Here is a 17,065-nt window from a genome sequence, read left to right on the forward strand (position 1 = left end):
TATAGGCCTGACCGTGGGAGCCACTGCCAGCGCCGATAAATTCCTCAGGATCCAGACCATAGAAATAATAATTCTCGGGATGATAGCCTTTGCGTTCGGCACTGCGGGCGGAGTGCTTTTCGGCAAGCTGATGTATCTTTTGACCGGCGGGAAGGTAAACCCCTTAATAGGTTCTGCCGGAGTGTCGGCGGTACCCATGGCCGCCCGAGTATCCCAGAAAGTGGCCCAGGAAGAAATGCCCGGCAACTTCATACTGATGCACGCCATGGGTCCCAACGTAGCCGGCGTCATAGGGTCTGCCATCGCCGCTGGCGTGCTGCTTTCGATGTACGGAGGTTAATTGCAGGCCGGTATATTAACTATAAGAGAGGGATCTCCAATGAGAGAAAAAAGAAAGGTTGGAATTACTGATACGATTTTGAGGGACGCCCATCAATCCCTCATAGCAACCCGGATGAAAATTGAAGAAATGCTTCCGATCGCCGAAAAGCTCGATGAGGTTGGTTTTCACTCCCTCGAAGTATGGGGAGGGGCAACCTTTGACAGCTGTATACGCTATCTTAACGAAGATCCCTGGATAAGGCTCAGAAAGCTTAAGGAGAAAATTAAAAAGACGCCCCTTCAGATGCTGCTGCGGGGGCAGAATCTGCTGGGATACCGCCATTACCCCGATGACGTCGTAGAGCTTTTCGTTAAAAAGTCCATAGAAAATGGCATTGACATCATCAGGATATTTGATGCGCTGAACGATATAAGAAACATGCAAAAATCCATCGAAGTTGCCAAAAAATGTGGCGCCCACGTCCAGGGAACAGTTGTTTACACCATAAGCCCCGTGCATGATAATGAATATTTTGTATCCCTGGCCAAAAATTTAGTGGAAATGGGTATTGACTCGCTCTGCATTAAAGATATGGCGGGTTTACTCGCACCGTACAACGCATACGACCTTATAACCAGGTTAAAGCAAGAAATTAAAGTACCTGTGCAGCTTCACAGCCATTACACCAGCGGAATGGCATCAATGACTTACCTTAAGGCGGTAGAAGCCGGAGTAGACGTCATAGATACGGCAATATCGCCCTTCGCTATGGGAACTTCCCAGCCGGCGACGGAAACGATGGTGGCGGTCCTAAAAGAAACCCCCTATGACACCGGTCTTGATATGGAACTTTTATCGGATATAGCCGAATACTTTAAAAAAGTTCGTTCAGGTTACAAAATAGACAGTGTGGTGACTATGGTCGATACCGCTGTAATCAATTATCAGATTCCCGGCGGCATGCTGTCCAACCTCACAAGTCAGCTTAAGGAACAGAATGCCCTCAACAAACTTCCCGAGGTTTTAAAAGAAGTCCCGCGGGTAAGAGAAGACCTGGGATATCCGCCGCTAGTAACCCCTACAAGCCAAATCGTGGGAACCCAGGCGGTCATAAATGTCATAACCGGCGAGAGATACAAAGTCGTGATAAACGAAGTAAAAAACTACGTGAGAGGACTTTACGGCAGACCACCGGCTCCGATAAAACCGGAGATAAAACAAAAAATCATCGGCGACGAAGAAATAATCACATGCCGCCCGGCAGACCTTTTGGAACCAGAACTGGAAAAGGCATTTAAAGCAGTGGCTTATTATTTGGAAAAAGAAGAAGACGTGCTCACCTATGCACTATTCCCGCAGATAGCCATGAAGTTTTTCCAGGAAAGGCAAGCGAAGAAGTACCATATCGACCAGAATCTTGCAAATGAGGACAGTAAATTTAAATATTATCCAGTATAAACCTCCGAAAAGGAGGTTATTTTATTTCATTTTTTTAATGAATTTTTTATTGCTTGCAAGATTATACATAAAAGTAGGAATTGCGAAAAGGTGATATTGATGAGCCGAAAGTTCTACATCTATATATCAATCCTGCTTTTATGTATTACATGTTCAGCTTACGGTATATATAGCTACGAAAGCAGACACGGCGACGATATTTTCGGAGGAGTATACATAGGCCAGGTCTATGTAGGAGGTCTCTCCCTAAAACAGGCAACAGAGAAATTAAAAAAATATGTTGAAGAAAGCTTAAATGATACCATTATTCTATATTATTCAGAGAAAACATGGGATTTTAACCCGAAAGGAGTGATCGATGTAAAGATAGACAGGGCCGTAGAAGAAGCACTTTCTGAAGGAAAGAGCAAAAATTTTATTTTAAGATTTATTAACCGCCAAAAGCTTTCTAGAATGCCTAAAAAGATTGACCTTGCTGCAGAAATAAAAGAAGATCCGTTTAAAGCTACGATCGAAAGGATCTCTAAAGATATAGCCCGTGAACCAAAAAATGCCAGGTTTAAAATAGTCGACGGTAAAATTACGATTGAAAACGAGATAGAAGGTATCCAGGTGGATCAAGAGAGTCTAAAGCAGGAAATTCTGAAAGCCATCTGGAGTCGCGAGAGAAAAATACCAGTTCCCGTAACCACTATAAAACCTGAAGTAACCGCGGAGACCCTCATAAAAATGAATATAAAAGAAGAAGTGGCCAGTTTCTCGACAAAATTCGATAAATCGCAGGTTGGGAGAAGCACGAATATAAAACTGGCGGCTGAAAAGCTGGAGGGTTACATAATTCCTCCGGGAGAGGTGTTTTCCTTCAACGACGCCGTAGGAGAGCGTACCAGTAAAGAGGGTTATAAAGAAGCTCCCATTTTTTTTAAAAACGAAGTTATCTCCGGCATTGGTGGAGGCGTATGTCAGATTTCCAGCACTCTTTATAACCTGGCCTTATTGACTGATCTTGAGATCATAGAAAGATCAAACCACTCCCTGCCGGTAAGTTACGTGCCGCTGGGCAGGGATGCGACGGTAAATTATGGACTCATAGATTTAAAGTTCAGAAACAATACGGAGGGCTATCTGCTCCTCCACACCGAAGTTAAGGATGATACCCTGACGGTAAAATTTTACGGGAGCAAGAAGAATGATAAAAATATAAAAATAGTGTCGGAAGTGGTAAAAAAAATACCGCCGCCCGTCACTGTAAAAGAGGATTACAGTCTGGAAAAAGGCAAAATAAGGATCCAGGAAGGAAAGCCCGGTTACCAGGTAAAAGTGTGGAAAATAGTCTCCCATAATGGAACTCAAGAAAAAAAGCTTGTATCGACGGACACGTACAATCCCACCGCTACCATCCTTTTCGTAGGTAAAAAAGACCCTCCGGCTCAAACCGGCACCGCGGAAAGCCAAGAAGAGGCGAAACCGCCCGCCGATACCCCGCCGCCGGGTGAACCGGCACTCGGGAACCAATAAAAATTATTATTGACGATCACCCCATAAGGGGTTTTTTTATTTAGCATCGGAGTCTAATATGTTATAATAACAGTTAGGACGTGCAGAGGTGGTAAAAATATGGAAGATATGGATAAACTCAGGTCGATATTCGGCGGCAGGGAAATTGCCCTGCCCCATCATGTTAGAATTTTAATATCTTTAAAGAAAGCATACGGCATATCTGAAATTTCTTACAACGAGATAATCAAAATAGTTCACGGCGAAGGTGAACAGCCCTTGAAAATGAGGGATTTTCTCAGAAACGAGGTCCTCAAACTGCTGTACGAATGCAGGGAATGTCCGCTGCACCTGGCGGAATGTCACACTCAAAAGGTTCCGGGAGAGGGTGAATGGAATTCTCCCTTGATGCTAATAGGCGAAGCTCCGGGATTTGAAGAAGACAAACTGGGAAGACCCTTCGTCGGCCGGGCGGGGCAGCTGCTTACGGCAATTTTAAATAAGCTTAATATCGACCGTAAAAAAGTTTACATCACGAATGTGGTAAAATGCCGCCCGCCCATGAACAGGACACCCCTTGCAAGAGAGATCAAGGCCTGTTCAAGAATACTCGAACTGGAACTTGAATTTATAGCGCCCAGGGTTATTATAACCCTGGGATCGGTTCCCCTTAACTACTTCAAGCCGAACAGCCGCATTATGCAAAGCAGGGGGCAGTGGATATACACCAGGGGATTATGGATAATGCCGACTTTCCACCCCGCTTATATTTTACGCCAGGGTGGAGAAGCTTTAAAGAGAGTCAAGTGGGAGGTATGGGGTGATTTTAATAAAGCCATAGAGAAAGTCAGGGAACTTAGCGGCGATTATAAATTCAACTAAAACCACCGCCGCATTGTTTTACTCAAATAAAAGGGCTATAATAAAAAGATGAAATAGTATTTTTGACCGTCCATCGGAGGGATCATACATGCTAAAATACCACATATTGACGTGGGGTTGCCAGATGAATCTTAATGATACGGAAGTTATTTCCGGTGTACTGCTGAAAATGGGATATTGCCCGGCTGACAATTTAAAGGAAGCCGATTTGATAATCCTCAATACCTGTTGCGTCAGGGAGAACGCGGAAAGAAAGGTATACGGCCGGATCGGCCAGTTAAAGCAGTTTAAACAGCGAAATCCCAACCTGGTGCTGGGTATATGCGGTTGTATGATTCAGCAACCGCATGTCGTCGAGTACATCACAGAACACTTCCCATACGTAGACCTCATATTCGGCATACACAACGTCCATAAGTTGCCTCAATTAATAGAAAATGCAAGACTGGCCAATATGACGATAATTGAAACCGGCGGCGATTCTACGCAAATAGAGGAGAACCTCCCTGTAGAGCGGGAAGATAGGATAAAAGCCTGGGTTACTATTACCTACGGATGCAATAATTTCTGCACCTACTGCATAGTGCCTTACGTTAGAGGCAGGGAAAAAAGCAGAAATCCCGAAGATATTGTCAGAGAAGTTGAAGAGCTCGCAAAGCAGGGATTCAAGGAAATAAACCTGCTGGGGCAGAACGTGAATTCTTACGGAAAGGACCTGGGTGGTACCGTTACATTTCCAGAACTTTTAAGACGCCTAAATGATATCGACGGGATTGAGCGGATAAGGTTTACCACATCCCACCCGAAGGACCTTTCCGACGAATTGATTTATGCAATGAGGGACTGTAAAAAGGTATGCGAACACATCCACCTGCCTGTTCAAGCCGGCAGCAATAGAATCCTTGCGGCGATGAACAGGCGATATACAAGGGAACACTACATGAAGCTGGTGGAAAAACTGAGGAACGCTATCCCGGATATTGCAATTTCTACTGACATAATAGTAGGTTTTCCCGGAGAAACCGAAGAGGATTTTCAGGATACGCTTGATCTCGTGAGAAGAGTTGAATTCGACCAGGCTTTCATGTTCGTATATTCAAAACGCAAGGGTACCCCCGCTGCCGAAATGGAAAATCAGGTTGACGAAGACGTAAAAAAGGAAAGATTAGACCGCTTGATGCGCCTTCAGGACTCTATAAGCGCAAAAAAGAATAAACCACTCAAAGGACAGGTCGTTGAAGTTCTGGTCGAAGGCCCAAGCCGGAACAACCCAGAGAAACTAACCGGCAGGACCCGGACAAACAAGGTTGTAAATTTTGAAGGCCCCGCCGATTTGATAGGAAAGTTGGTTGAAGTAAGAATAACCGAACCCCATACATGGTCTCTAATAGGCGAAGTGCTGAAGTAAGTTTTTTTAAGGGGGTCTTAAGGCTTTCAATGGATACTCCGATGATAAAACAGTACAGAGAGATCAAAGAAAAATATAAAGACTATATCGTGTTTTTCCGCCTCGGGGATTTTTACGAAATGTTTTTTGACGACGCTCACATAGCCGCCCGGGAGCTAGAGATCGCTCTGACCTCCAGGGACCCCGAAAACAGGGTACCTATGGCAGGAGTTCCTTACCATGCGGCGGATCAGTATATATACAAATTAATCAGTAAGGGTTACAAGGTCGTTATATGCGAGCAGGTGGAAGATCCCAAACAGGCAAGGGGAATAGTAAAACGCGATGTCGTAAAAATCATAACCCCAGGTACCATCACGGAAATAAACGCGCTGGAGGAAAAGAAGAACAATTACCTGGTGTGCATTTACAGAGATAAAGGCGATTTCGGAATAGCGGCGGCGGACCTGATGACAGGCGAATTCCTGACTACGGAAATACACTGCGCCCATCCTTACCAGGAACTGCTCGACGAACTTTCGAAGCTTGAACCGCGAGAGTGTCTTGTCAACGCCGGATTTTTAGAAGATGCGTCGCTTAAAGAGGCTGTAAATGCGAATTTCGATATTCTCCTCACTTTTAAAGAAAACGATTTCTTTGGAATAGAATCTGCCAGGGAACTTTTATCGTCTCAATTCAGTTTAGGCGAACTCAATGACATTTTCCGAAGACCCTTCGCCACCATTGCCTCGGGTGCATGCCTCAACTACCTTAGAGAAACCCAGAGGCTTGCCCTGAATCACATTAACTCCATAAGATATTACGAGAGAAACGAATACATGGCCCTGGACTTATCCTGCAGGAGGAACTTGGAGCTGACCCAGTCTCTCACGGAAGGCAAAAGGCAGGGGAGTCTATTATGGGTCCTTGACAAGACCGTAACGTCCATGGGGGGCAGGACCCTGAGGAAATGGGTTGAACAGCCTTTAATAGACATAATAAAAATAAAAGAGAGGCAGGACGCCGTAGAAGATCTGTATCACAACTATTTTTTAAGGCAGGAACTCAGGGACCAGCTTAAAAACCTGTACGACCTCGAAAGATTGACGGGAAAGTTGGTTTGTGGAAACCTCAACGCCAGGGATCTCCTGGCTATAAAAAACACAGTAAAGTATTTCCCCAAAATAAAGGAGTTATTGGCCAAGGGCAGGTCAAAATTACTGATAACGCTATGCAATGAATTGGATCCGCTGGACGACGTGTACGAGTTGCTGGAAACTGCAATAAACGACGACCCTCCGATATCTGTTAAAGAAGGAGGTATAATAAAAGACGGTTTTGACCCGGAAGTTGATAGATTGAGAAAAGCGTCCACTGAAGGTAAATCCTGGATAGCGGAACTTGAAAGAAAAGAACGGGAAAGAACCGGCATAAAATCGCTGAAAGTAGGCTATAACAAGGTTTTCGGTTATTATATTGAAATAACAAAAGCTAATTTGTCCCTGGTTCCGAAGGATTACATAAGAAAACAAACTCTAGCCAACGGAGAGAGGTTTGTCACCGAAGAGTTAAAGGAATACGAATCACTCATACTGGGTGCCGAGGAAAAACTGCTGGACCTCGAATACCAGCTTTTCTGCAGGATCCGGGAAGACCTGATTACCAAGATCCCCAGGCTGAAAAAAAGCTCTCAGGTAGTTTCAGCCCTTGACGCGCTGGTATCACTAGCAGAGGTGGCTTCCAGCAATAATTACGTAAAACCCGAGCTCACATTGAAAGATGAAATAAACATCGTAGAAGGCCGTCATCCCGTAGTGGAATTGACTTTAAAGGACGAAATGTTTATACCCAATGACACTCGCATAAACTGCAGTGATTCCATGATATCGATCATTACGGGCCCTAATATGGCCGGGAAATCCACATATATGCGGCAGGTGGCTTTAATAGTGCTTATGGCCCAGATGGGTAGCTTTGTACCGGCCAAAAGCGCTCAAATCGGCATCGTAGACCGTATATTTACCCGCATCGGCGCTTCAGACAACCTGGCCTCCGGGCAGAGCACCTTTATGGTGGAAATGGTTGAAGTGGCCAATATTTTAAAGCATGCAACTTCCAAAAGCTTGCTCATACTTGACGAGATAGGTCGCGGTACCAGCACTTACGACGGCTTGAGCATTGCCTGGGCTGTAATAGAATACATACACAGACATATAAAGGCAAAAACCCTTTTCGCCACCCACTACCACGAGATAACCCAACTCAAAAAGCTCGAGGGAGTCAAAAACTTCAAAGTTTTGGTAAAAGAGCGGGGAGAAGATATCATATTTTTAAGAAAAATCGTGGCCGGCGAGGCCGATAAAAGTTACGGCATCGAGGTGGCTAAACTGGCAGGTCTGCCCAAAAGCGTAATACAAAGGGCTCAGGAAATTCTGAAGGATCTGGAAGAAAACGACGGTGCAAGAGCCAAAGAACCTCAAATAGCAGCGACGAAGGATACACCTTCCGACGATGCCCAGCTCAATATTGAGAGTTTAAAGAACGAGCAGGTTATCCGCATGATAAAGGAGCTGGATATAAATACGATAACCCCGCTGGAAGCCTTGAACTTACTTTATTCAATAAAACAACAGATAATTTGAGGAGAAGGTTTTATGGGGAAAATAAAAGTCTTGGATGAGAGCATATCTACAAAAATAGCGGCCGGAGAAGTAATAGAAAGGCCCGTATCGGTGGTTAAAGAGCTGATCGAAAACTCCATCGACGCCGGAGGCAGGCACATCTGCGTAGAAATTGAAAGGGGAGGAAAAAGTTTAATAAAGGTCCTTGACGATGGAGAGGGTATGGACCCGGAAGATGTGAGGCTCGCTTTTGAAAGACACGCTACCAGCAAGATATCCAGCTTGGATGATATTTTCAACATCAAAACCCTGGGTTTCAGGGGTGAAGCACTCCCCAGCATCGGATCGGTTTCGCTGCTGACGATCCTCACGAAAACCAGAGGGGCGGCAGCCGGCACGAAATGCGTATTAAACGGGGGAGTTATGGAAAAATTTGAGGAAGCAGCCGTAGCGGAAGGCTGTTGTGTAATCGTAAGGAATATTTTTTTCAATACCCCGGCCAGGCTTAAATTTCTTCAGTCCGATTCCAGGGAAGCATCGCTGGTAGTGGATCTTGTTGCCAGGTATGCCATCGGCCACCCAGATATCTCTTTCAGATTGTCCGTAGATGGCAAAGAAGTGCTTTACACACCGGGAAACGGCGATCTGAGGGAGGTTATTGCTCGAATTTACGGATTCGACCTGGCAAAAGAAATGATTCATATAAACAAAACCTTCGATTTCGGGTGTATAGATGGTTTTATATCTCCTCCCAAGTACACCAGGGGTAACAGGTCCTGGGAAACTTTTTTTGTCAACGGACGCCTTGTAAAAGACAGAGGACTGAGCGCTTCACTCGAAAGGGCGTACAGAACCCTGCTGCCCGGTGACAAATTCCCCATCGCCTTTATAAAAATAGATATAGACGGTTCGCTGGTGGACGTTAACGTGCACCCCGCAAAGATAGAAATCAGATTCCAGCGGGAAAACGAAGTTCACCAGTCCCTGTACGAGACGGTAAAAGAAAGTCTTTTTAGCACTACCCTGGTGCCTAAAGAAGAGCTGCCGATTCCAAAAACGACTTTTCCGAAACCAAAAAACTACGATGGCGCGGTAAACGAAAATTTCTTGAAAGAAGAATATTTTACCAAAACTTATGGAAAAATAGAAAATAAACCGGTTTTTACCGAGACTGCGGCTACAGCCGAACCGAAAAAGTACTTCGTCCCAAAAACCAAAGAAAAAAATAGCGCTCCTGAAATATATTTTTCCAGAATCCTGGGACAGCTTTTTGAAACTTACATTGTAGTCCAGGGGAACGGGGAATTTTATCTGATAGACCAGCACGCGGCTCATGAAAGGATACTTTACGAGTATTATTCCTGCGGCATGGACTTGCCGGTAATTTCTCAAGAGCTGGTTTCCCCTTTTGTACTGAAACTTACCTTTGAAGAAATCAATTTTATCGAGGAAAACCGCGATTTTATAAAGAGGATGGGATTCGATATAGAGGTATTCGGAAAAGATACAGCATTGATCAGATCCGTTCCGTATTTTTTCAACAAACCGGTAGAACCCGCGTCTTTACAAGAAGTAATGGATGAATTAAAAGAAAACGGGGAATTTAGAATCCGCTCTCGCGAAAAACTTCTGGCATCCATGGCCTGTCACACTGCTATTAAGGCGGGGGATACCCTTTCGCCTGATGAAATGCGGGAACTCCTGGATCAATTAATGAGAACTCAAAACCCCTATTCATGTCCCCACGGTAGGCCTACGATGATTTCCATATCATTATACGAACTTGAAAAAAAATTCAGGAGGGTAAATGGTTAAAAAACTGCTCCTCGCCATCGTAGGACCTACGGCTGTGGGAAAAACCGAAATTGCTATTGAAGTAGCTCTGAGATTGAGCGGCGAAATAATATCCGCGGATTCTATGCAGATTTACAGGTACATGGATATCGGCACCGCCAAACCGGCCCCCCATGAAAGAAAAGGAGTCCCCCATCATATGATTGACATAATAGACCCTGACGAGGATTTCAGCGTGGCCGACTTCCAGGCGATGGCTAAAGGATGTATCGGAGATATTTACGCACGGGGTAAGTTACCGATACTTTCGGGAGGTACCGGCCTTTACGTAAACGCGGTCTGTTACAATTACACCTTCTGTAACTTCGAAAAGGATGAAGACCTAAGACTGCAGTTAAGAAGCGAAGCTGAAAAATACGGCAATGAATTTCTCTACGACAAGTTGAAACAGGTAGACCCGAAAGCTGCAGAAAAAATTCATCCCAACAATCTGAGAAGAATAATAAGGGCCCTGGAAGTTTACATTAAAACGGGTGTGCCTTTTTCATATTTTGAGGAGTTGACAAAAAAGCAGGAGAGCCCTTATGACCTGTTGATTTTCGGATTAACCAGGCCAAGAGAAGAACTTTACGAGAGAATAAATAAAAGGGTACTGTTGATGATAGAAAAGGGATTTGTGGATGAAGTAAAAAGGCTCCTCGAGATGGGGTATTCCAAAGACCTGAATTCTATGCAGGGTCTGGGATACCGGCAGATTATTGATTACCTGGAAGGGCGAACAACATTTGAGGAAGCTATTTACCTGATATCCAGAGATACCCGCCGTTATGCAAAAAGGCAGTATACCTGGTTCAGAAAGGATAAAAATATAATCTGGCTTGACGTGTCCAGAGAAGGCGAAGGAAAAATTATAGAAAATATTGTTAAATCCGTTGAAGGAAAATTAAAAAATTCCTAGAATATAACTTTATACACATAATTTAGAAGGGGGACAAAGGATGACTAAAGCTCAAATTAACATTCAGGATGGATTTTTAAATCAAGTAAGGAAGGATAACATTCCTGTAACCATCTATTTAGTTAACGGATTCCAATTAAAAGGGCACGTCCGCGGGTTTGATAATTTCACCGTGGTGCTTGATTCCGATGGTAAACAGCTGCTTATTTACAAGCATGCTGTATCGACCATATCTCCTCAGAGGCCCGTGGTATTTACCAGTCCCTCAACGGAGAAAAAAGTAGAAGAAACCCAGTAAAACACAAACTCCCAAGATGGATCTTGGGAGTTTTTAATTTTTGAGTCCTTGAAGTATCATACTGAATATAATAAATTGATGCGGAGTTTTTTGTATGACGGGGTGTGAAACATGATCAATTTAAAGTGCAGGGTGGAAAATCCCAATCAAATCATGGATATGCTTGCGAACGGTACTATAACTCCTGTTGAAGCTTTTATACTGTTTGAAGAGATCGGCGAAAAGAAGGCTGAACCCATAAAGCCTTCAACGGAAGAAAAGATTGAAGATATATTGAAAGAGCTGGACAGCCTGGTAGGACTTCCTAAGGTGAAGCAGCTGGTAAAAGAGATACAGGCCTTTGTAGAGATTCAAAAAAGAAGGCAAAAGGAACAGCTTATATCGGAGCCCCTGGTGCTTCATATGATTTTCAAAGGAAATCCGGGCACAGGAAAAACCACTGTGGCGAGGCTTCTCGGCAAGATATTCAAGCAGATGGAAGTGCTCCAGAAGGGGCATCTGGTCGAGGTAGAAAGGGCCGACCTGGTGGGCGAATACATAGGCCATACAGCCCAGAAAACCAGAGAACAGATAAGACGCGCCCTGGGCGGCATACTGTTCATCGATGAAGCATACTCCCTCGCCAGGGGAGGGGAGAAAGACTTCGGCAAAGAAGCCATCGATACCCTTGTTAAGGCGATGGAGGACCACAAAGACAATCTCATCGTTATACTGGCGGGATATAAGGACGAAATGGACTGGTTTTTAAGGACAAATCCGGGGTTGAGGTCGAGATTTCCGATTCAAATAGAGTTCAGCGACTATACTATTGAAGAACTGATGGAGATAGCTAAGATCATGGTAGAAAAAAGACAGTATAAGTTGACTCCAGAAGCCCTAGCAAAACTCGAACGGCTTTTAAAAGACAGCAAGAACAGCGCGTACTACGATAAAATGGGCAATGCCCGGTTGGTAAGAAACCTGATAGAAAAGGCTATAAGACGCCAGGCATTGAGACTTGTAAACCAAAAACGCATTTCTCGCGAGGATCTTATATACATAAAGGAGGAAGACATATCTGAAGTGGAAGAAATTTAATGGGATAATATCTTTAAATGCAGCATATTTTTTAGCAAGAAGGAGGTGAAGCATAATTTGAAAAAATGCGTCATAATAGGAAAACCCAATGCTGGAAAAACTGCTTTCCTTATAAATTTCACCGAATACCTAGGGGTAAAAAATTTAGAATTTAATTTTCTACTACCTGACGGTACAAAACTCAGAAAAAAATATACATATAAATCTGCTTCTCGGGAACTTATAGATAGGACTCCGCACAAAACTCTCAGCCTTCAATCCGTAACGGTGGAAATGCCGATGGGGAAGGGCAAAAAAAAAATCCAACTGATAGATACAACCGGTTTAATAGACGGCATTCACAACCGGCAGGAAGTGCGTAAAGCTATATCTCAGACCATTTCAGCAATCCTGAATTCTGACGTCATACTTCACATTATAGATGGTTCAGCTGTCAATCGTAAAGACCTCTTAAGTTCGCCCAGTGATGTGGATTACCAGATAGCTAAATTTGCTCACCTGAAAAAGGGATATGCGATTCTTGTCAATAAAATGGATTTACCAGAAGCCGGAGAAGGGCTCAAATTTATAGAAAGGGAGTTTCACGGGAACCTCATAATTCCGATATCGGCTCTGTATAAGAGGGGTTTCAAAGAGGTGAAGACTTTTGTGGCATATAATGTCTAACCCCGTTGTTAAAAAAGCGCTGGCCGTGTTTTTAACGGGCGTAGTGATAAAAATGACCGACGACTTCAATGACCACGAATACGATATACTGGTAGGAAAGCGAAGTTTGATAGACGTACTGAAAACAGGGGCTTTTCCTTATGCAATCGTAGTCTTTTCATTGGCATGCCTGCTGGAACTCAATACCTCAATAAGCTTGTTTTACTCAAGTTTTATAATTGGCATGGCTACGAATCTTAATGCAAGAATGCCTTCAGGCCTTTACGGCTATCAGGAATCGTTTTTAATGTTTTTCACAGGAATTTTAATTCTTGGTCATCTCGAAATGCTCTCATCTTTATTAACGATATCGGCTGTACAGTTTTGGGATGATTGGAGGGATTACAGAGAAGACGCAATTGCCCGAAAGAATCTGGCGAATGCACTGGGCAAGGGGGAGTGCATTCTGCTCTCAATTATATGCTTATTAGCCGCTTATTACATGGATCCCGTAAAAGCAACTGCGGCAGCATTTTCAACCCTATCAATTGTTTACATAATAAAATTATTGTTAATATGCCATGGGGAGGTGTCGGATAATATTTAAACAGTTTCTACCAGCCGTAATTCTGATTTTCTCAATTTTTTTGTCGGGGTACGCCATTGGAAGGAGGATAGGCAAAAGGGAGGGTTTCGAGGAAGGTAGTGTCACGGGGTTGCTCCGCCTTCGAAGGGACATGCTGGAAAACTCTCTCTGCCCCTTATGCCTTAGAGCATTGAATGAAGAAGATTACTGTGATAAAATCTTAATAAAAAAGGCGGGGAGCAGTGATTGTATTGCACAACACAATATGGGAGATGCTTAAAATTAAGTATTCGATAAGTAATGAGGTTATAACTCTAGCTGACTCTGTGATGAAAGAAATAAAGCCCGAAATCGAAAAGGTGCAGGAAATAGCAGAATACAACCAGTTAAAGGTCACAGCAGCCATGATAGAAAATAACTTGTGCGATTTTCACCTCACCGATTCCACAGGATACGGGTACAACGACACAGGCCGTGAGACAATCGAAGCCATTTACAGTCATGTTTTTGGAGCTGAGGACGCCCTTGTCAGACCTCAGATTATTTCCGGAACCCACGCCATCATCCTCTGCCTTTTCGGCATATTAAAACCGGGAGATGAACTGTTATGCGTTACAGGCGAACCCTATGATACTTTAAAGGACGCCATATCTGGAGACAATTGCGGTTCTCTTAAGGATTATAATATATCATACTCCCAGATTGATTTATTGGATGGAAAACCGGATTACGACGGGATCCGCGAAAAAATCAATGAAAAGACCAGAATGGTATTGATCCAACGTTCGAGGGGGTACAGTCTGAGGCCATCCCTTGATATAGAAAGCATAAAGAATCTTATAAAGTACATAAAAGGAATCAAGGACGATGTCATTTGCCTTGTCGATAACTGTTACGGTGAATTTTCAGAAACCAGCGAACCAACAGAAGTTGGTGCAGACCTATGCGCCGGATCTTTAATAAAAAACCCCGGCGGAGGCATCGCTCCTACCGGAGGATATGTAGTTGGAAAACGTGAAATGATAGAGCGGTGTGCCTACCGTCTTTTCGCCCCGGGATTGGGGAAAAATTGCGGACCCTCGCTGCTGTTCAACCGCCTGACCCTTCAGGGGCTGTTTTATTCCCCAATGGTAGTGGGAGAAGCCTTGAAAGGTTCCATTTTTATCTCCAGGTTTTTTGAAAAGGCGGGATTTAGAGTATACCCCGCATACGGCGAAAAAAGAAGCGACATAGTTACCGCCATAGAAATGGGGAGTAGGGAATTGCTTACCTCTTTCTGTAGGGGGTTACAGAAAGTCGGCCCCGTGGACGCCCGCATCGTCCCTGAACCGTGGGATATGCCCGGTTATGACCATCAAGTAATCATGGCCTGCGGCAGCTTCATACAGGGGGCATCTATCGAATTAAGCGCGGATGCACCCATCAGAGAGCCATATGTGGTGTACGTGCAGGGAGGAATCAGCTTTTTTCACGTAAAAGTAGGAGCCATGAAGGCCTTGCAAAACATGATAGACGAAGGTATTTACAGCCTAAAGTAAACTAAAGTTTTCTGAAGAGGCCGATTACCTTCCCCAGTATCTTAACGTCTTTTACGAGAATTGGCTCCATATACCGGTTTTCCGGCTGCAACCTTATATGGTCTTTTTCTTTAAAGAACCTTTTTACCGTGGCCTCGTCCCCCAGCAGGGCCACCACGATATCGCCGTTTTCTGCGGTACTGGTTACCTTAACAATCACATAATCACCGTCATAAATGCCGGCATCGATCATGCTGTCACCCTGAACTTTTAACATAAATACTTCGGAGTCCGGGACCATTTCTTTTGGGAGGGAAAAAACGCCCTGGATATTTTCTTCAGCAAGTATGGGTTGGCCGGCTGTTACTCTGCCTACCAGCGGCACCGGAACTATATCCTTGCCTATAGTTCTTTTATCCATCACAACTATAGCCCTAGGCTTTTGAGGATCTCTTGAAATATATCCCTTTTTTTCCAGTTGTATGAGATAGGAATGAACGGTGGCGGTGGACTTTAAGTTGGTAGCAGAGCATATTTCCCGCACTGAAGGAGGATAACCTCTTTTATTCAAAAAATCGTAAATATAATCTAGTATCTGTTTCTGCCGGGGTGTTAGGTTCTCATACATTATGATTATCACTCCGTAAAATAAAATTTTAAATAATTATACCATAACTTACGATTTTTTTAAACATTTGTTTGAAAAATGGGAGGTAAAACTAAATTTTCGGGATAAATACAACGTCCGATAATATATGTTATGTAAACTAAAAGAGTTTTTTAAGAAAAAATAGGAGATCAGTTCCAAAAGAACTCAGATTCCGAGTTATAATCGTAAGTTAATTGGACACTGAATTTTCCATAAGACAAACTCCCCACAGCACCATATAACTGTTTTAAGTGGACTATCGTTATAAAAGTAGCCACTATCAGAAGTAAAACAATAATTGAAGATATGACTGCTCCTAATAATGCTCCTATATGATTTTTTCTGTATTTGTAACCTATAATAACCGAGGGTATAAAAAATAATAGAGAATAAAATGGTGTATAGTGTAAGAAAGTTACCCTACTGCCCTTCTCAATAATTAACCCCGTTTCTAATCCTATTGACTTCAATATTGTGTCACCATAACAACCAACATCTCCAAATGAAAATGAGAATAATATTCCTATAATACATAGAATTAATGAAAGTGTTCCTAAGCCTATTTTTTTGTCAACTTCACTCATTTTCAGCTCCCCTTATCTCTAAAAATAATCATAATGTTATTAAACATCATAATAATGTTACGACTAACCTATATACAATAACTAATGACGTTCATCTCGTTCGTTCATTCAGGGCTACTGGTGGAATCATCTTTTGCAACACAACCTACAATTATAAAATATAATCCCAAACCACCAAAAAGATAAGCAATTGGATTTTTGCTAATAATAGCTATTATAATTCCAAAAAGAAGTAATGCCATTCCACATATAATTAACTTTATATTATTATACATTTCCATATGGTATACCTCCTACCAACATAATTGCACATTATTTCTTAAAAAAACCTTCTCCATTTCCCTTCCCTGTAAAGACTTAATTCTTAATCCTTTTCCCTTTTTCCTCCCTCAACGGAACCACTTTTTTGGCACGGGTGGGAGGAATAAATGAAAAATACAACTTCTGTTTGATTTAAAATAACCCTTCCCTATCTTAGCAAAATTCCTCCATTTTTCTCGCTTTTTCCATTGTTTATTGCATAATTAAAATGGACAGAGTTGCAAAATAAAATCCCCACTTTTGCAACTCAAAAATCCCCAAATTTGCAAAGGTCATTGCAGGCACCCCTAAAAACCTTTACCCTTGTAGTTAGGGAAATCTTAACTGCAAGGGAGGATTGGAGGATGCTCACAATGACCCATATTGATAATATCAGAAAAGCGTTCTTTATGAAAGGGCAAAATATCAGCGAGATAGCCCGGGAGTTCCAAAAAGACCGAAAAACTATACGCAAGTATATCTATCAAGA

At 43.1% G+C, this 17,065-nt stretch carries 16 protein-coding genes; 13 read left to right on the plus strand and 3 right to left on the minus strand.

The genetic code is table 11. The annotated features are described in order from the left end of the window. The 13 genes from LZ11_RS11125 to LZ11_RS11185 form a co-directional block, all read left to right on the plus strand. Positions 1-340: sodium ion-translocating decarboxylase subunit beta (locus LZ11_RS11125; RefSeq protein WP_148867947.1), on the plus strand; the 340-nt coding region annotated here is incomplete at its 5' end. Between the two features lie 39 nt (positions 341-379). Then, positions 380-1,780 carry an oxaloacetate decarboxylase subunit alpha gene (locus LZ11_RS11130; RefSeq protein ID WP_148867948.1) on the plus strand — a complete coding sequence of 467 codons (1,401 nt, stop codon included), beginning with the start codon at positions 380-382 and terminating at the stop codon, positions 1,778-1,780. Between the two features lie 99 nt (positions 1,781-1,879). After that, positions 1,880-3,298 (plus strand): VanW family protein, encoded by a 1,419-nt coding sequence (locus LZ11_RS11135; RefSeq protein WP_148867949.1) that lies wholly within the window; start codon positions 1,880-1,882, stop codon positions 3,296-3,298. A gap of 99 nt (positions 3,299-3,397) precedes the next feature. Continuing rightward, the gene (locus LZ11_RS11140; RefSeq protein ID WP_148867950.1) at positions 3,398-4,159 is read left to right on the plus strand and encodes a uracil-DNA glycosylase; all 762 of its coding nucleotides are present in this window, start codon (positions 3,398-3,400) and stop codon (positions 4,157-4,159) included. An 88-nt stretch (positions 4,160-4,247) separates the two neighbouring features. Continuing rightward, complete coding sequence (gene miaB, locus LZ11_RS11145; RefSeq protein WP_148867951.1) at positions 4,248-5,567, plus strand: tRNA (N6-isopentenyl adenosine(37)-C2)-methylthiotransferase MiaB; 1,320 nt, start codon at positions 4,248-4,250, stop codon at positions 5,565-5,567. 29 nt (positions 5,568-5,596) lie between these two features. Next, positions 5,597-8,188: a DNA mismatch repair protein MutS gene (gene mutS, locus LZ11_RS11150; protein WP_148867952.1), complete on the plus strand. Its 2,592-nt coding sequence runs from the start codon at positions 5,597-5,599 to the stop codon at positions 8,186-8,188. 12 nt (positions 8,189-8,200) lie between these two features. Continuing rightward, positions 8,201-9,982, plus strand: coding sequence for a DNA mismatch repair endonuclease MutL (gene mutL, locus LZ11_RS11155; RefSeq protein WP_148867953.1), 1,782 nt, complete (start codon positions 8,201-8,203; stop codon positions 9,980-9,982). Continuing rightward, positions 9,975-10,919: a tRNA (adenosine(37)-N6)-dimethylallyltransferase MiaA gene (gene miaA, locus LZ11_RS11160; RefSeq protein WP_148867954.1), complete on the plus strand. Its 945-nt coding sequence runs from the start codon at positions 9,975-9,977 to the stop codon at positions 10,917-10,919. The genes mutL and miaA overlap by 8 nt, the downstream gene beginning before the upstream one ends. 40 nt (positions 10,920-10,959) lie before the next feature. After that, positions 10,960-11,217: an RNA chaperone Hfq gene (gene hfq / locus LZ11_RS11165; protein WP_148867955.1), complete on the plus strand. Its 258-nt coding sequence runs from the start codon at positions 10,960-10,962 to the stop codon at positions 11,215-11,217. Between the two features lie 111 nt (positions 11,218-11,328). Continuing rightward, entirely contained in the window at positions 11,329-12,294 is a 966-nt protein-coding gene (gene spoVK / locus LZ11_RS11170; protein WP_187695080.1) for a stage V sporulation protein K, read from the plus strand. A gap of 57 nt (positions 12,295-12,351) precedes the next feature. Further along, on the plus strand, positions 12,352-12,960 hold the full coding sequence (locus LZ11_RS11175; protein ID WP_148867956.1) for a GTPase: 609 nt from the start codon (positions 12,352-12,354) through the stop codon (positions 12,958-12,960). Beyond that, on the plus strand, positions 12,941-13,546 hold the full coding sequence (locus tag LZ11_RS11180; protein WP_148867957.1) for a hypothetical protein: 606 nt from the start codon (positions 12,941-12,943) through the stop codon (positions 13,544-13,546). The genes LZ11_RS11175 and LZ11_RS11180 overlap by 20 nt, the downstream gene beginning before the upstream one ends. 251 nt (positions 13,547-13,797) lie before the next feature. Further along, entirely contained in the window at positions 13,798-15,063 is a 1,266-nt protein-coding gene (locus LZ11_RS11185) for a methionine gamma-lyase family protein (protein WP_148867961.1), read from the plus strand. Between the two features lies 1 nt (position 15,064). On the opposite strand, the gene lexA is transcribed toward LZ11_RS11185, so the two are convergent. The 3 genes from lexA to LZ11_RS12400 all read right to left on the minus strand — a co-directional run bounded on the left by lexA (position 15,065) and on the right by LZ11_RS12400 (position 16,556). Then, positions 15,065-15,670, minus strand: a complete 606-nt coding sequence (gene lexA, locus LZ11_RS11190) for a transcriptional repressor LexA (RefSeq protein WP_148867958.1) — start codon at positions 15,668-15,670, stop codon at positions 15,065-15,067. 170 nt (positions 15,671-15,840) lie between these two features. Next, entirely contained in the window at positions 15,841-16,275 is a 435-nt protein-coding gene (locus tag LZ11_RS11195) for a hypothetical protein (RefSeq protein WP_148867959.1), read from the minus strand. Between the two features lie 104 nt (positions 16,276-16,379). Then, complete coding sequence (locus LZ11_RS12400; RefSeq protein ID WP_170240373.1) at positions 16,380-16,556, minus strand: hypothetical protein; 177 nt, start codon at positions 16,554-16,556, stop codon at positions 16,380-16,382. Positions 16,557-17,065 lie beyond the last annotated feature (509 nt).

Source organism: Thermosediminibacter litoriperuensis, assembly GCF_008124715.1.
In the GTDB taxonomy this organism is placed as follows: domain Bacteria; phylum Bacillota; class Thermosediminibacteria; order Thermosediminibacterales; family Thermosediminibacteraceae; genus Thermosediminibacter; species Thermosediminibacter litoriperuensis.

What these genes read in the sequence shown, in the direction of transcription:
- LZ11_RS11195 (WP_148867959.1), bottom strand. Translation starts at nt 16,275, where the DNA reads ATGAGTGAAGTTGACAAAAAAATAGGCTTAGGAACACTTTCATTAATT.
- LZ11_RS11185 (WP_148867961.1), top strand. Translation starts at nt 13,798, where the DNA reads ATGCTTAAAATTAAGTATTCGATAAGTAATGAGGTTATAACTCTAGCT.
- mutS (WP_148867952.1), top strand. Translation starts at nt 5,597, where the DNA reads ATGGATACTCCGATGATAAAACAGTACAGAGAGATCAAAGAAAAATAT.
- hfq (WP_148867955.1), top strand. Translation starts at nt 10,960, where the DNA reads ATGACTAAAGCTCAAATTAACATTCAGGATGGATTTTTAAATCAAGTA.
- miaA (WP_148867954.1), top strand. Translation starts at nt 9,975, where the DNA reads ATGGTTAAAAAACTGCTCCTCGCCATCGTAGGACCTACGGCTGTGGGA.
- LZ11_RS11135 (WP_148867949.1), top strand. Translation starts at nt 1,880, where the DNA reads ATGAGCCGAAAGTTCTACATCTATATATCAATCCTGCTTTTATGTATT.
- miaB (WP_148867951.1), top strand. Translation starts at nt 4,248, where the DNA reads ATGCTAAAATACCACATATTGACGTGGGGTTGCCAGATGAATCTTAAT.
- spoVK (WP_187695080.1), top strand. Translation starts at nt 11,329, where the DNA reads ATGATCAATTTAAAGTGCAGGGTGGAAAATCCCAATCAAATCATGGAT.
- LZ11_RS11140 (WP_148867950.1), top strand. Translation starts at nt 3,398, where the DNA reads ATGGAAGATATGGATAAACTCAGGTCGATATTCGGCGGCAGGGAAATT.
- LZ11_RS11130 (WP_148867948.1), top strand. Translation starts at nt 380, where the DNA reads ATGAGAGAAAAAAGAAAGGTTGGAATTACTGATACGATTTTGAGGGAC.
- lexA (WP_148867958.1), bottom strand. Translation starts at nt 15,670, where the DNA reads ATGTATGAGAACCTAACACCCCGGCAGAAACAGATACTAGATTATATT.
- LZ11_RS12400 (WP_170240373.1), bottom strand. Translation starts at nt 16,556, where the DNA reads ATGGAAATGTATAATAATATAAAGTTAATTATATGTGGAATGGCATTA.
- mutL (WP_148867953.1), top strand. Translation starts at nt 8,201, where the DNA reads ATGGGGAAAATAAAAGTCTTGGATGAGAGCATATCTACAAAAATAGCG.